This is a genomic window from Flavobacterium sp. Root420 (assembly GCF_001427905.1).
In the GTDB taxonomy this organism is placed as follows: domain Bacteria; phylum Bacteroidota; class Bacteroidia; order Flavobacteriales; family Flavobacteriaceae; genus Flavobacterium.
In genome coordinates this window covers 181109-196200 of the sequence record NZ_LMEF01000002.1, presented here as the reverse complement: position 1 = coordinate 196200, position 15092 = coordinate 181109, and the positions used below count along the sequence as shown (strand labels likewise).

11 protein-coding genes are annotated in these 15092 nt (G+C 32.8%); all 11 read right to left on the bottom strand.

The genetic code is table 11. The features are described 5' to 3' along the window. Nucleotides 1-116: 116 nt before the first annotated feature. Nucleotides 117-1166 carry a tRNA preQ1(34) S-adenosylmethionine ribosyltransferase-isomerase QueA gene (queA, locus tag ASC72_RS04385; RefSeq protein ID WP_056187379.1) on the bottom strand — a complete coding sequence of 350 codons (1050 nt, stop codon included), beginning with the start codon at nt 1164-1166 and terminating at the stop codon, nt 117-119. A 478-nt stretch (nt 1167-1644) separates the two neighbouring features. Next, complete coding sequence (locus tag ASC72_RS04380; RefSeq protein ID WP_056187377.1) at nt 1645-2868, bottom strand: 3-phosphoshikimate 1-carboxyvinyltransferase; 1224 nt, start codon at nt 2866-2868, stop codon at nt 1645-1647. Between the two features lie 134 nt (nt 2869-3002). Continuing rightward, nucleotides 3003-3329, bottom strand: coding sequence for a nucleotide pyrophosphohydrolase (locus tag ASC72_RS04375; RefSeq protein ID WP_056187374.1), 327 nt, complete (start codon nt 3327-3329; stop codon nt 3003-3005). 2 nt (nt 3330-3331) lie between these two features. Next, nucleotides 3332-5320, bottom strand: coding sequence for a DUF3857 domain-containing protein (locus ASC72_RS04370; protein WP_056187370.1), 1989 nt, complete (start codon nt 5318-5320; stop codon nt 3332-3334). Between the two features lies 1 nt (nt 5321). Continuing rightward, nucleotides 5322-7244: a DUF3857 domain-containing protein gene (locus tag ASC72_RS04365; RefSeq protein ID WP_056187368.1), complete on the bottom strand. Its 1923-nt coding sequence runs from the start codon at nt 7242-7244 to the stop codon at nt 5322-5324. After that, complete coding sequence (locus tag ASC72_RS04360; RefSeq protein ID WP_056187365.1) at nt 7244-9271, bottom strand: DUF3857 domain-containing protein; 2028 nt, start codon at nt 9269-9271, stop codon at nt 7244-7246. Before ASC72_RS04360 ends, ASC72_RS04365 begins: the two co-directional genes overlap by 1 nt. Nucleotides 9272-9295: 24 nt before the next feature. After that, complete coding sequence (locus ASC72_RS04355) at nt 9296-11203, bottom strand: DUF3857 domain-containing protein (protein ID WP_056187361.1); 1908 nt, start codon at nt 11201-11203, stop codon at nt 9296-9298. Between the two features lie 63 nt (nt 11204-11266). Next, entirely contained in the window at nt 11267-11719 is a 453-nt protein-coding gene (dtd, locus tag ASC72_RS04350; RefSeq protein ID WP_056187359.1) for a D-aminoacyl-tRNA deacylase, read from the bottom strand. A gap of 88 nt (nt 11720-11807) precedes the next feature. Then, nucleotides 11808-12791 carry a ribosome small subunit-dependent GTPase A gene (gene rsgA / locus ASC72_RS04345; RefSeq protein ID WP_056187356.1) on the bottom strand — a complete coding sequence of 328 codons (984 nt, stop codon included), beginning with the start codon at nt 12789-12791 and terminating at the stop codon, nt 11808-11810. A 309-nt stretch (nt 12792-13100) separates the two neighbouring features. Further along, the gene (locus ASC72_RS04340) at nt 13101-14183 is read right to left on the bottom strand and encodes a bifunctional 3-deoxy-7-phosphoheptulonate synthase/chorismate mutase type II (RefSeq protein WP_029270594.1); all 1083 of its coding nucleotides are present in this window, start codon (nt 14181-14183) and stop codon (nt 13101-13103) included. 12 nt (nt 14184-14195) lie between these two features. Continuing rightward, nucleotides 14196-15056, bottom strand: coding sequence for a prephenate dehydrogenase (locus tag ASC72_RS04335; protein WP_056187354.1), 861 nt, complete (start codon nt 15054-15056; stop codon nt 14196-14198). Nucleotides 15057-15092: the final 36 nt, after the last annotated feature.

Genomic DNA, 15092 nt, shown 5'->3' with positions numbered 1-15092 from the left:
TTCAAGTTTCAGGTTTCAAGTTTTGCTGAACGTGAAACTTGAAACCTGAAACTTTTTAACCACAAAAAAAACCCGTCATCACTGACAGGTTTTTAAATATTTAATACTTCTATGAATTAGATGATCAACATCGCATCTCCGTAAGAATAGAATTTGTATCCTTCCTTGATTGCTTCATCGTATGCTTTTTTCATTAAATCATGTCCACAGAAAGCTGAAATCATCATTAACAATGTTGATTTTGGTGTGTGGAAATTCGTGATCATACAGTTTGCAATACTAAAATCGTGAGGAGGAAAAATGAATTTATTAGTCCATCCTTCGTAAGGATTTAAAGTGTTTTGAGAAGAAACTGAACTTTCAATTGCACGCATTGAAGTTGTTCCAACAGCACAGATACGTTTTTTCTTTGCTTTTGCCTCGTTTACGATATCGCAAGCTTCTTGTTTGATGATCAATTCCTCAGAATCCATTTTGTGTTTTGATAAATCTTCAACCTCAACTGGATTAAAAGTTCCTAAACCAACGTGAAGTGTAACTTCAGCAAAGTTTATTCCTTTGATTTCTAATTTTTTCAAAAGGTGTTTTGAGAAGTGTAAACCTGCAGTTGGTGCAGCTACAGCTCCTTCTTCTTTTGCATAAATCGTTTGGTATCTTTCAGCATCTTCAGCAGTTACTTCTCTGTTGATGTATTTAGGAATTGGAGTTTCTCCAAGTTCTGTCAATTTGTTTCTGAATTCTTCGTAAGAACCGTCATATAAAAAACGTAACGTTCTACCACGAGAAGTTGTATTGTCAATTACCTCAGCAACTAACGAATCGTCGTCACCAAAATAAAGTTTGTTTCCGATACGGATTTTTCTGGCCGGATCAACCAAAACGTCCCAAAGACGTTGCTCAGAATTTAATTCTCTTAATAAGAAAACCTCGATTCTTGCTCCTGTTTTTTCTTTGTTTCCATACAAACGAGCTGGGAAAACTTTTGTATTGTTAAGAATTAAAACGTCTCCGTCATCAAAATAATTGATAACATCTTTAAACATTTTATGTTCTATAGTTTGTTTTTGACGGTCGATTACCATTAAACGAGATTCATCTCTGTTTTCTGCTGGAAATTCCGCTAAAAGTTCTTTTGGTAAATTAAATTGAAAATGTGATAATTTCATATTTGAATTGTTGATTTTAAAGTGTAGATCTTAGATTTTATATCTAAAATTATAAATCGTGTGCAAATATACGATTGTGAGATAGGCGTTGTCAAGTGTTTTGCTGTTTATTTTCAAAAGTCGTTGATTTAGTGGTGTTTCGGATTGACTAAAAAACGTTTTTCCCACCATATAAGTTAAATAAGTTCATTTAAATTGGATTTCTTGTTTTCAAAAACTAAAAGCTCATCTATTTAAACCCGACAGGTTTTAAAAACCTGTCGGGTTTATCACGCAATCTTGTCATTTCGAGCGAAGGGAAAAATCACACTAGAAATTCCGCAATCTAAATCACCAATCTTTGTAGAGTTACGCGTGTGATTTTTCCCTTTGCTCGAAATGACAAAAACTAAAAAAACCTCCAGAAGAAAAACTGGAGGCTATTCAAATTATGCTCATTTTGTTTAAATGAACTTATATAACTTATATGGTGAAAAATTTACAATTCTGAAACCTGGAAGTTTAATGCTTTTAAATCATTCCAGAAATCCGGGTATGATTTTGAAACTACTCCGGCATCTTCGATGATGATTGGAACTTTTAGGGCTAAAGGAGCAAAAGCCATTGCCATACGGTGATCATTGTATGTTGCAATTTTTACATTATGATTGATATTTTCTGAAGCAACTAAAGTCAAACTATCATTTGTAACAGAAATATTAGCTCCCAGTTTTGTAAGCTCGATTCTAAGTGCTTCCAATCTATCTGTTTCTTTAATTTTTAGCGTATGAAGACCTGTCAAATGACAGCCAATTCCTAATCCTAAACATGTAACAACAATGGTTTGTGCAATATCCGGTGTATTGTTTAATTCAAAATTTACGGTTTGGTAGTTAAAATTCTCTTGTTTAACCAAGGTCATTTTATTATTTTGAAATATCGTTTTTACTCCTAATTTCTCGTAAAATGAAACCAACTCAGAATCTCCTTGTAAACTATTTTCTTTATAACTAGTTAATGTTATAGAAGCCGTATCGGCCAAAGCCACTAAACTGAAAAAGTAAGATGCCGAACTCCAATCAGATTCCACCACCATTTCTTTTGAAGCTACACTTTCTTTTGGATAAACTTTAATCACATTTCCTTCAAAAGTGGTTTGAATATCTAAATCATTCAGCAAAGCCAATGTCATTTTGATGTATGGAATCGAAGTAATTTCTCCTTCTAAAGTCAACTCTAAACCATTTTCTAATTTTGAAGCCACTAACAAAAGAGCCGAAATATATTGACTGCTTACATTAGCTGCCAAAGTTACTTTTGAAGCGGTAACTTTTTTTCCTTTAATTTTTATTGGTGGATAACCTACTTCTTTTTCATATGAAATTTCCACACCTAATTGTGCTAAAGCTTCCACTAAAATTTTTATGGGACGTTCCTGCATTCTGCCTGAACCCGTCATTACTACATCTCTACCTTCATTCACAGCAAAATAAGCAGTTAAAAAACGCATTGCCGTTCCGGCGTGATGAATATCTACAACTTCATCATTTCCAACCAAAGCTTTTTGCATTACTTCACTATCATCAGAATTAGAAGTATTTGCTAGTGTTATATTTGGAAATAACGCTTTTAACAACAATAAACGGTTGGTTTCGCTTTTTGATCCTGTTACTGCAATTTGTCCTTGTAAGTTATGTTGAGTTGTCTGAAGTAGTAAATTCATTTTTTTAATTGTAAGTTGTAAATTATGAATTACGAATAATCAGAAACGTAATTCAGCCACGCAATTTACCACTCCTCATTCATAATTCAAAATTCAAAACTCATAATTCAAAACTTATAAGTGATATTTCACAATTATTTTAATTTATCGTTGTTTTTATGGCGATCCTTATCACGAACCGATTTCAAATCCATTTTTTTATCAAAAGCAGTTTGTAAATCGATTCCGGTTTGATTCGCCAAACATAAAACTACAAAAACAACATCAGCTAATTCTTCGCCTAAATCTTTATTTTTATCACTTTCTTTTTCAGATTGCTCACCGTATCTACGTGCAATAATTCGGGCCACTTCACCTACTTCTTCTGTAAGTTGAGCCATATTAGTCAATTCGTTAAAATAGCGAACACCGTGTTCTTTTATCCAGGTATCAACATCAAGTTGGGCATTTTTCAAATCCATCGTTATATTTTTTTAAGAACAATTTTTTCATTTTGACTGGCAAGCATTTTCTGAAAAATATCTTTTAATCCAGTATACTCATCCGCTGCAAAAATACTATTGTTAATCTCTTTTAAACAACTAATTTGAATTTTATTCCCTTCATTAGAAATATTAAAAGTATAAGTTATCGCTTTATCTTCAGTAGAAATTCGAACAGGTTTCGGCATTGACTCTACATTATAACCCTCAGGAATATCTAAATTTAAGTTGAATTTTTCCTGTGTTGGGTAACCAAAATAAATTCCCATTTGCCTTTTCTCCTGCGTAAAAGGATTTTTTGTTCTGGTAAAAAACAATAACGGGTTAATGAATATTTTACCACCGATAATCTCTGATTGATTATCTGAACTAAAAGAAAAAGTCTCTATAATCGGATTAGAAAAATTCGTTTTCTTGTTTTCGATTGCATAATCTGATATCTTCAAATCACCCAATTGCTCTTCGTATTTCTCAAGATAACTTTCCTGATTTTTATCTGCATTTTGAACCCTGAAACTATAAGCATTATAATCTGTTCTTTGCACTCTAACCTTTCCTTCTATTTTTCCGGAAGCATCTAATTTGGCTATTGTATTTGAAAATTCTTTAGATACAGAGGCAGGATATAAATCTATTTCTTTAGAAGTTCCATCTTTTCTAATAAGTCGGCCCTTCCAGTTTAAAAGATTCAGGGGCAAAATATTTGGGGAAGTAAATTTATGGGTAGCATCAAGCAAAATTTGTTTTCCATCAATTTCAGCAGCGGCAATAACATAATTAAAACCAGTTCTCGTAGGATAAACCGGAATTCCATTTTCGACAGTACTAACCAGAACCGGATTCACTTCTACACCCGCTACTTTCAACATATCAATCAATATAAAATTGATTTCAGCTGCATTTCCTGTTTGTTCTTTGTATGCTTTTACAACTCCTTTATCTGTGTAATACCCATTTTCCTCATTCCAGTTCATTTTGTTCTGAACGAATTTAAAAATGATATCTAATCTTTCATTTACAGATTCTACATTTCCTAGTAACTTCCTGACGTCTTCAAGCAAAAAATCACTTTGATTGAGTTCTTTTCCAAAATCTTCATCTTTAAAAATCGTTGAGGCGACACCTTCCCACGTCATGGTAAAGTCTTTTACAGGCTGATCGGGATATCGTATACGTTCTAATTCGTATTGAATACTTCCTTTGTAATTTTCAATATTATTTACATAAGGCTCTAATCTTAGTCCGGAAATATCTTTTCCTGTATGTACGCAATTAACTTGTTGATAAAAAAGCGTGTTGGTTTGATTGTGTTCATTGTCAAAACTTTGGCTTCCAGCACCAATTTTAGCATCGGATGTTATGGGTGTTTTTCCAATTAAAATTGTCTTATAGACATAAAACTCTGGAATCTCTGTTTTGTATTCAAAATAATCAACAGGGATTTCATATTGAAAATCGAAGTCCGGAAGCTTTACAATATTCTCCGTTTTTAAAATATATTTATATTCAATAATCGAACCCAACTTTACATTTGGCAATGTTATGGTTTTCTCGTTCCAATATTTATTTATTTTTTTCTTAAAAGTTCCCTGATTGTCCAGTTTTGTTTTAACGATTGCACCATTTTCTAAATTATATGTAATGGCTTCTGAAAACTCCAATCGGTCTTCGTTTAGTTTTTCATAACCAATATAAAATCGCACTTTTTGATCTGCCCAGGCAAGTCCTTCCTTTTTATAAATTTTAATTTTAAATTCATAAACATGATTGGCAGAAAAACCATTAGTATTATTGTAAGTAAAAAAAGTTCTTCCTTTCTTAAAGATAATTGCAGCCGGTGCGCTAGTGTCTTTTGGATGCACTTTTTCCTGTAATTGTGCTACAGTCACTTTTCCCAATTCATATTTCTGAGCATTGATTTTTGAAAAGCAGAAAAAAACTAAAATTAGTATTAAGGTTTGAAACTTCATTTTATATTCTTTTTAAAACTATTTTCTCTGTTTCTTTTGCAATCATTGCCTTGTAATATTCTTTAAGCATTTGGTATTTATCAGCTCCAATGATCGCCTCGTTAATTTGATGCTGAATTCCTAACTGTATTTTATCACCACTAATAGCAGCTTCATATTTAAAAAATCCTAAATTATCTTCCATAACAATAGAAACTGATTCCGGTAAATTTTCAACAGTAAAATTCTCAGGTATTTTAATTGTTATGGTGTATTTCTCTAAAAATGGAAATCCAAAATCAACCGGATATTCTCTTTTTTCCTGTTTAAAGGGATTTTTTTCATTCGTAAAGAACAACATGGGATTTATATATACTTTCTCTCCAATCTTTTCAAAAAAATTAGAGCCTGTAAATGAAAATGTTTCAAGAATTGGCAATGAAAGTTCTTTTTCATTGGTTCTTTTATAATCTGTTAATTCAATCTCACTATTGTCATTTCCTATTTTTTCCAAATAGACAGTCTCTTTTACGTCGTCTATATTATTTCTGAAATTTAATGCTTTATATTCTGAATATTGCCTTCTGATTTTACCTTCAACATTACCTGTATCATCAATTCCATAACTCATAGAAACAATATCGCTAGAAATTTTTTTAGGCATCAGATCTGTAATTTCAGATGTTCCATCTTTACGCACTAATCGACCAATCCAGTTTAAATCCCTCAAAGGCAAAACATCCACTGTAGAAAATTTATCTGTTGCGTCTAATAAAATATTCCCATTTGATGTTTCAACAGCCACGATTACATAATTGAAAGCGTCTGTATTTGGGAAAAACGAAACTCCATTAGAACGAGTACTAATTAAGACCGGATTGGCATTTAATCCCGCATATCGTAACATTGCAGTCAGCATTAAGTTAATATCAGCACAATTGCCTGTTTTTTCTTTGTATGCTTTTTGAACTCCTTTATCACAGCCATAACCGCCATGATTGTTCCATTTTATGTTTGTTTTTACATAGTCAAGAATAGCTAATATTTTTTCTTCAACTTTGATTTTTCCTTTCAATAACAATTTCAAATCATCTTCAAAATAATCTGTTTTATTTAGTTCAGGTCCAAAGTTTTCAAACTTATAAATAGTTTTAACTACATCTTCCCAATTACCGGAAAATGATTTAAAAGCCTGTCCCGGGATTGATATAGATTCTATTTCATGCGAAATAGCCGATCTGTAATTGTTTATATTGTTAACGAATATTTCTTCTTTCATTGCCGGTAAATCCTGAAAAACATAAGTGCTTTCAGTAGCTAAAGAACCATTTTTATTAACAATTTCGGTTGTAGTTTTCGGAATAAAATATCCTTTTAAATTTCTCTTAAAGGAAAATGAATTTGGAATTATGGTTTTAAGTTCTGAATAATTAACCGGGATATTTTTTTGAAAATCCCAATCCTGAATATTCAAAAAACCTCCTTCTTTATTATATTGATATTCAATTATAGATCCTTCTCTAACATCTGGAAATATTATTTTTCTAACCCAATAACGTTTATTGTTTTTTTCAATAAATTCTCCATCCTGAGATAATTTAGATTTTACAATTTTACCATCTACCAAATTATAGGTATAAACATCTTTTATTCTTAACTCACTTAATTTTCCTGCAGGAAAAGCAATTTGAACATTAGACCAGTCATAACCTTCTTTCTTATAAATTTTTATACGTGTTTGAAAATTGACATCTGAATAACCGGAAGCAGTTAATTTAACTAATCCTTTGCTAAAAAGGATAGCCGCAACAGCTGAAGAATCTATCGGGTGCTTTTTTTGTTCTAATTCAGCAATAGTTACTTTTCCTAATTCATGATTTTGAGCTTTAATATTCAAAAAATTGAAAATTGAAAAAGCAACTACAACTAAACTCTGAAACTTCATTAGATTCTTTTTAAAACTATTTTCTCTGTTTCTTTTGCAACCATTCCTTTATAATATTCTTTTAGCATTTCATATTTTTCAGTTGACACTATAGCCTCATTGATTTGGTGCGAAACCACCAATTGCAACGTTCCATCATTTGCCGCAATGTTAAATTTAAAAGTACCTAAATTATCAGCCATTGAAATTACTGCAGGAGCTGGTAGTGTTTCAACTACAAATCCTTCAGGTATTTTAATAACGATATTATATTTGTCTGTAAACGGGTAGCTAAAATCTACCGGATATTCTCTGATTTCCTGCTTAAACGGATTTTTATCTTCTGTAAAAAACAACATTGGACTCACATAAATTTTCCCTCCAATAACTTCACAAAAGTTATTTCCGGTAAAAGAATAAGATTCTATCATTGGTAATAAAATTTCCTTTTCATTAGTTCTTGAATATTCACTAATTTCAATTTTATTATTTTCATTTTCTAATTTTTCCAGGTAGGCCTCTTCTTTAACCCCATCGATATTATCTCTCGTAACTAAAGCATTATAATCTGTACATTGTCTTCTTGTTTTGCCGGTAACTTTACCTTCGGCATCAATACTGTAATTCATAAAAACGATATCATTTGATGTTTTTTTAGGCATCAAATCAATTTCTTCAGAACTTCCATCTTTACGAATCAACCTTCCATACCAATTTAAAGTTTGGAGCGGTAAAACATTTGGAACTGAAAATTTATCAGATCCATCTAACAAAACATATCCTGTTGGAGTTTGAACAGCTGCAATTACATAATTGAAAGCATTTCTGTTGGGAAACAATGAAATTCCGTTAGAACGTGTACTAACCAAAACCGGATCTGCATTTAAACCTGCAAAACGCAACATTGCAGTTAACATTAAATTGATATCGCCAATATTTCCTGTTTTCTCTTTATAGGCCTTTTTAACCCCTAAATCGGTATCGTAGCCTGTGTAGTGATTCCACTTCACACTTGATTTCACATGATTTAAAATCGCCAATATTTTTTCGTCTGGTGTATTTTTTCCAGCTAACACTACTTTTAAATCCTCTTCAAAATAACCTGTTTTGTTTAATTCAGGGCCAAAAGAATCATAATCATAAATTGTTTTTGCAACCGAATTCCAATCTGTTGAAAGCGGTTTTAAGGGCTGATTAGGAAATTTAACCATGGCTAATTCATGCTCAATACTAGAAACATAATTATCCATATTATTAACAAAAGCTTCCTGTTTCATCGCAGGAAAATCTTGCGCTATATAAGTAGTCTGAGTTTCTATATAATCTAATTTATCAACAGAATATTCGGTCTTTACTGCACCTCCGCCAAATCCTCCGGTAGAAACTCGTTCTTTATTTGTAAAAGTGATTGCTTTATTATTTTTAGCACTTGTAACTTTAGGAAAAATATATCCTTTTTGCCTCGGATTAAAAACATAATATTCAGGAATGTAAGTACTAAATTCAGAATAATTTACGGGAATATTGGACTGAAAATCCCATTCACGAATCATTCCGTCTCTTGGGCTTTTAATAGTATAATGGTACTCAATTACAGAACCTTCCTTAACATTAGGCAGCGTAATCTTTTTTTGTCCTCTAAATTTATTTACCCTTTCATCAAAAGCTCCTTCGCTTTTTAGTTTTGTTTTTTCAATTTTACCATCAACCAAATTATATGTATAAACATCGCTAACAATAACTTTTTCAGTGAGTCCCGGCATATCATAATACCAAATTGCCTGATTGGCCCAATTATAACCTTCCTTTTTGTAAATTTTTATTCTGGCCTCGACATCTGTCAACGTAACAAAACCGTCATCTTGATAGTATTCAATTCTTACTTTTCCCTTTTTATACAAAACAGCTGCTACTGCCGCTGAATCTTTTGGATGCACTTTTTGCTCTAATTCAGCGATTGATACCTTTCCTAATTTAAATTCCTGTGCCGCTACTTTTGAAAAAAATAACAATAGAACAGATAGACTAAAAAGTTTGATAGATTTCATTAGTTGGTTTTTGGTTGGTTTCTGTTAGTTTTTGGTTAGTATAATTTTGGCATTATCGTTTCTTGATACTTGTTCCATAAAAAGACGATACTCATCGTATTCCTTGTTCGAATATTTACCTTTATTTACGAGCATAGAACGTTTGTAAAGCAGTTTATTACTTTCTTTTTTGATGATTTCAGTTTTGTATTCTCCAAATTTCCCTTTCAATTCATAGTTTGAAGGCAAAAACTCAATAGTAAAACCAGCTGGTAAATTAATTTCAATTTCATCTGTATCCAAATAACCACGCTGAATCTCAAAAGGATTTTTTCTATTTCTGATGCGTCTTACATTTTCCGTATTTTGATTAAATGCATCGACAGCAAAAATCATTTTATTAGCCGAAATTGGGGCGTAGTTTATAGCACTAATTTGAATATCTTCAGTAAAACGAATGCTTTCTTTATCGTTAGTAAAGTTTATTTTACCCAATTTTAGATTATTGATATGATCCCAATATTTCTTATAATATTTTTCTTTTTCCGTAGGTTGGCTACTTTCTAATCTTTGTTTAGAATTGTATTGAGAACCTTCTGAAATTATCGAAATTGAACCCGAAAAATTACCGTTTTCATCAATGGTATAAATTCCTTTATCAATTTGCTTATTGCCTTTGTCTTCATAAATTTTAGTTCTGACAATTACACCGCCTTCCGGCTTAACAACCAGAACATCTCTGTCGTCTGTAAATGTTCCCTGATATCCAAAAGGATCGTCCTGACTCGTGCATTCCAGGAAAGTATAATTATCCCCATTAGGAATTGCCAGGATCATATGGTTTCCCTGCATTGACACAAAATCAGACTGGATGTTAGATTTATAAGTATCGCCATATAATATAGTATTATAAGAAGGAATATCAACAGCCTGTAAAAGAGCTTTGGTGTAATTGGACAAAGCTTTGCAATCTCCGTAACCTAAACGATCCACATCGGTTGCGAGCATTGGTTTCCATCCCCCAATACCAACAGCAATATTTACATATCTGGATTTTTTCTGAACATAATCATAAATGATTTTTGCCTTCTTTATCGGATCTTTTTCATCACCAACTAATGCTTTTATTTTTACTTTGGTTTCTTCTGATAAATCGGTTGTTCCGGTTAGAATTTTGTCGCTGTACCATTTACCAAATGCTTCCCAGGTTTTAGCGGTTCCGTCAACACCTTCTAAATGAAAATTCTCCAGACCCATCATAACTCTTGGAAAAAGATCTCTGCCGGACGGGCTTAAACTTTCAGGTTTCTGAGAAAAAATATTGTTAGCAACATAACTTAGTTGTGTATCAGTATCTACCGTTTTCTTGATATTATAACCCGCAAACTGAAACTCTTTCTTTTTAAATCCGAGGTTATTTGGATAAGTAACATTTAAGACGCATTTCTCAATACTTACAGCATAGCCTCCTAAGAAATACCATTGTGGTAAAAAGGCTGTATTTGAGCTCTCTATCTCACTATTATAAACGACAGTAAAAGGATAAGAAACCGGAGTATATTCTAAGAAAATTACACGATTGTCCGAAAAAAGGGTACTACCGCTAACAGCGCTTTGGTCTTTAAAATCTTTACGCTTGATTTTTTTGATTTCATTCCCAAAAGCATCATAAACAATCGCTTCAATATTTTTTACCGAAGTTGATTTATCATAACTCTGATAGGCATCAATGTCACTCAACCCTTCCTCATTAAAAACCGTTACAATTCTTTGTGTTTTTACGGTCATCTCTCTTTGCGAAGCAATGACTATATCCATTTGGTCCAAACGTACCACAGCATCGGCATTAGCCTTAAGGCTATCAGTTAGAGTTAAAACAGAATAGTTGGTCTTCTGAGCAGAAGAAACAAGGGTAAACAATAAAAAAAATAACGCAAAGAAAGGTTTTTTCATTAGTAGGGAATTTCTCCAAATATATATTATTTTTAGAAATCCTTAACATTTGTTTATTACTTTTTATTCCCTGTTTTTGCTGTCTATTAAGATTGTAACTGGCCCGTCATTTAACAAACTGACTTTCATATCGGCACCAAAAATTCCGGTTTGTATTTTTTTATTGAAGTCTTTTTCTAAATATTTTACGAAATTTTCATACATCGGAATAGCAAATTCAGGTTTTGCTGCTTTAATATACGATGGACGATTTCCTTTTTTAGTAGAAGCATGAAGCGTAAATTGACTAACCACGATAATATCACCATCGACATCCTGAACTGAGCAGTTCATGACATCATTTTCATCACCAAAAATTCTCATTTTTATGATTTTCCCAACCAACCAATCGATGTCTTCCTGTGTATCGGCATCTTCAATTCCTACTAAAACTAATAATCCTTTTTGAATATCGGCAGTTTTATTTCCGTCCACAGTTACTGACGCTTGGGAAACTCTTTGAAGAACAACTCTCATATATTTAGTCTTAAAGTTTGAAAATCATAAAGTTGAAGGTCCAAAATGCGTACATTATGACTTTTAGACTTTTGACTTTCGACTGATTTTACTTTTGGTTTCTGGTTTCATCACTAATTTTACGATCTTCATCATAAGTGTCTGTACGATAATTTTCTTCATCGCCTTCCAGAATCTTCAAATAACTATTATAACGCGACCAGGCGATCTCGTCTCTTTCTAATGCAGCTTTGATAGCACAATGTGGCTCTTCTTTATGTAAACAATTGTTAAACTTGCATTGATCTTTTAGTCTGAAAAATTCAGGAAAATAACCACTAATTTCTTCTTTCTCCATATCCACAATTCCAAAACCCTTAATTCCAGGCGTATCGATAATTTTGGCATTAAAAGACAAATCATACATTTCGGCAAAAGTCGTGGTATGCTGACCTTGCTTACTTGCTTCAGAAATGGTTTTGGTTTTAAGATGTAAAGACGGCTCCATAGCATTTACCAAAGTCGATTTCCCGACACCGGAATGTCCTGAAAACATACTAACCTTGCCAATCATCATATCTTTTAATTCGTCAATTCCTTTCATTTCAGTTGAAGAAACACGAAGACATTTGTAACCAATTTGCTGATACACATATTGCATATACAATTGATCTTCTAAAGTTGACTCGTCAAAAGTATCTATTTTATTAAAAACCAAAATAGTTTCAATATTGTAAGCCTCGGCAGTTACCAAAAAACGATCTATAAAATTGAAAGTTGTTGGCGGATTATTAATCGTGATTAATAAAAATACACGATCAATATTCGAAGCAATAATATGCATTTGATGCGACAGGTTAACCGATTTACGAACGATGTAGTTCTTTCTTTCGTGAATATTAAAAATTGTTCCGGTTACAGCATCTGAAGTTTCTTCCAATTCATAATCGACAATATCGCCTACAGCTATAGGATTAGTACTTTTAATACCTTTCATCCTAAACTTCCCTTTCATACGGCATTCTATAAAATCGCCTTGTTCCGATTTTACGGTGTACCAACTTCCTGTAGATTTATATACGAGTCCTGTCATTCTTTAATTTTAGATTGTTGTCCCGAAACTTCGGGATTAGATTTCTGATTGAAAACCTAAATCTTTGCAAAGATAAATGAATAATTTTAAACATAGCCCACGGTTTCAACCATGGGTGATAAAGATTATTGATTACGTCTCCCACGGTTGAAACCGTGGGCTATGTAAAATAAAAAATCTCCAAATCTTTCGAAGAAATGGAGATTTTAAAAAACAATATAATCTTAAAGTTATGATATAAGAAAACTCAAGTTCAATGTTTCCAAGAGCTAAAATTAACTTATATCACTTATATGTTTTTAGAGAAAATTATGCGTTGAAAATTTTCTCCTGGTGACCAATACTTTCCTGGTGGATTGCTTTGAACATTCTCAAAACAAATTCTTCAGTAAGACCTTTTTTCTCACCTTCTAAAATCATTTTTCCTAAGATTTCATTCCAACGGTTGTTTTGAAGAATCGCTACGTTTGCATCTTTTTTCACCTGACCAATTTCGTCAGCAACTTTCATACGTTTTCCTAATAACTCTAATAAGTTCGCATCAAGAACGTCGATGTTAGCTCTTAGTTTCGTCATTTTTGAGCTGTACTCATCTGTAGTATCATCTGTTTTTCTGATAGTCAAATCTTTAATGATTTGTTTCAAAGCATCAGGTGTAACTTGTTGAGCAGCATCAGACCAAGCATTGTCCGGATCGTAGTGCGTTTCGATAATCATTCCATCGTAATTCAAATCTAAAGCCTCTTGCGTTACTTCGAAAATCATTTTACGATCTCCGGTAATGTGAGATGGATCGATGATTAATGGTAAATCAGGAAATTTATTTTGTAATTCGATAGCAATCTGCCATTCTGGAATATTTCTGTATTTTGTTTTTTCGTAAGTAGAGAAACCTCTGTGGATAACTCCTAATTTCTCGATTCCAGCCATGTGTAAACGCTCAACACCACCTAACCATAAAGCTAAATCCGGGTTTACAGGGTTTTTAACCAAAACGATTTTGTCAGTTCCTTTCAAAGTATCAGCAATTTCCTGAACAGCAAAAGGGTTTGCAGTTGTACGAGCACCAACCCATAAAACATCGATATCATGTTCTAAAGCTAATTTACAGTGAGCTGCAGTTGCAACTTCAGTTCCCATCAATAAACCAGTTTCAGCTTTTGCTTTTTGTAACCATTTTAAACCAATTTCTCCAACACCTTCAAATCCTCCCGGACGCGTTCTTGGTTTCCAGATTCCAGCTCTGAATACACTAACTTTTGAATCTTTCAATTCGTGAGCAATTTTCAATACTTGATCTTCCGTTTCTGCACTACAAGGTCCAGCTATCACAAGTGGGTGATTTAAATTGAAATCTTCTAACCACTTTCTCATTTCTTTCTTATTTTCCATCTTAATTCTAATTTACTTTTTAGTTGTTGTTAATCCGTTTAGTATTTCTTTAATTTTATTTGTGCTTTCCATTTCTTCAAAAATGGCATTGTAATTATCTTCTTTTAGCAAATCCCTAAACCGACTGAGATTTGAAATATATTCTTCTAATGTTTCAATGACGTGTTCTTTGTTTTGCTTAAAAATCGGTGTCCACATTGCGGGAGAACTTTTTGCTAAACGAACCGTACTTTCAAAACCACTTCCCGCCATATCAAAAATATCCTGTTCGTCTTTTTCTTTGTTCATTACCGTTTTCCCCAGCATAAACGAACTAATGTGCGACAAATGCGAAACGTAAGCAATGTGTTTGTCGTGTGAAATCGGATCCATATATCGAATTCTCATTCCGATTTCGCTGAAAAGCTGTAATGCCTTTTCCTGCAATTTAAAAGTGGTTTTTTCCACTTCACAAATAATATTTGTCTTTCCTTTAAACAAACCTCTTATCGCCGCCGATGGTCCTGAGAACTCCGTACCTGCAATTGGATGCGTTGCAATAAAGTTTCTTCTCTTCGGATGACTGGCAACTGCATCACAAATAGGCTTTTTAGTGGAACCCACTTCAAAAACAATTGTTTTGTCTCCAACTAAATCCAATACTTTTGGCAAAACAACCAGAGCGACATCAACCGGAACCGAAACAATTACAAAATCGGCTTCAGCCAAATCTTCAAAGTTTCCTGCCTGATCGATAACCCCCAAATCAATTGCTTCCTGCAAATGGTTTTCGTTGCTGTCAATCCCAAAAATAGTCGCATTCGGATGTTGATCTTTGATGTCCAGCACCATCGAACCTCCTATTAACCCTATTCCTATTACATATACTTTCATACTATTTTTTTAATTTCCAAGTTTTAAAATTCCAAA

Bases quoted from the DNA above. Each gene is read 5' to 3' on its own strand.
- rsgA (WP_056187356.1), bottom strand. From the start codon at position 12,791: ATGACAGGACTCGTATATAAATCTACAGGAAGTTGGTACACCGTAAAA.
- ASC72_RS04355 (WP_056187361.1), bottom strand. From the start codon at position 11,203: ATGAAAAAACCTTTCTTTGCGTTATTTTTTTTATTGTTTACCCTTGTT.
- ASC72_RS04340 (WP_029270594.1), bottom strand. From the start codon at position 14,183: ATGGAAAATAAGAAAGAAATGAGAAAGTGGTTAGAAGATTTCAATTTA.
- dtd (WP_056187359.1), bottom strand. From the start codon at position 11,719: ATGAGAGTTGTTCTTCAAAGAGTTTCCCAAGCGTCAGTAACTGTGGAC.
- ASC72_RS04365 (WP_056187368.1), bottom strand. From the start codon at position 7,244: ATGAAGTTTCAGAGTTTAGTTGTAGTTGCTTTTTCAATTTTCAATTTT.
- ASC72_RS04360 (WP_056187365.1), bottom strand. From the start codon at position 9,271: ATGAAATCTATCAAACTTTTTAGTCTATCTGTTCTATTGTTATTTTTT.
- ASC72_RS04370 (WP_056187370.1), bottom strand. From the start codon at position 5,320: ATGAAGTTTCAAACCTTAATACTAATTTTAGTTTTTTTCTGCTTTTCA.
- queA (WP_056187379.1), bottom strand. From the start codon at position 1,166: ATGAAATTATCACATTTTCAATTTAATTTACCAAAAGAACTTTTAGCG.
- ASC72_RS04375 (WP_056187374.1), bottom strand. From the start codon at position 3,329: ATGGATTTGAAAAATGCCCAACTTGATGTTGATACCTGGATAAAAGAA.
- ASC72_RS04380 (WP_056187377.1), bottom strand. From the start codon at position 2,868: ATGAATTTACTACTTCAGACAACTCAACATAACTTACAAGGACAAATT.
- ASC72_RS04335 (WP_056187354.1), bottom strand. From the start codon at position 15,056: ATGAAAGTATATGTAATAGGAATAGGGTTAATAGGAGGTTCGATGGTG.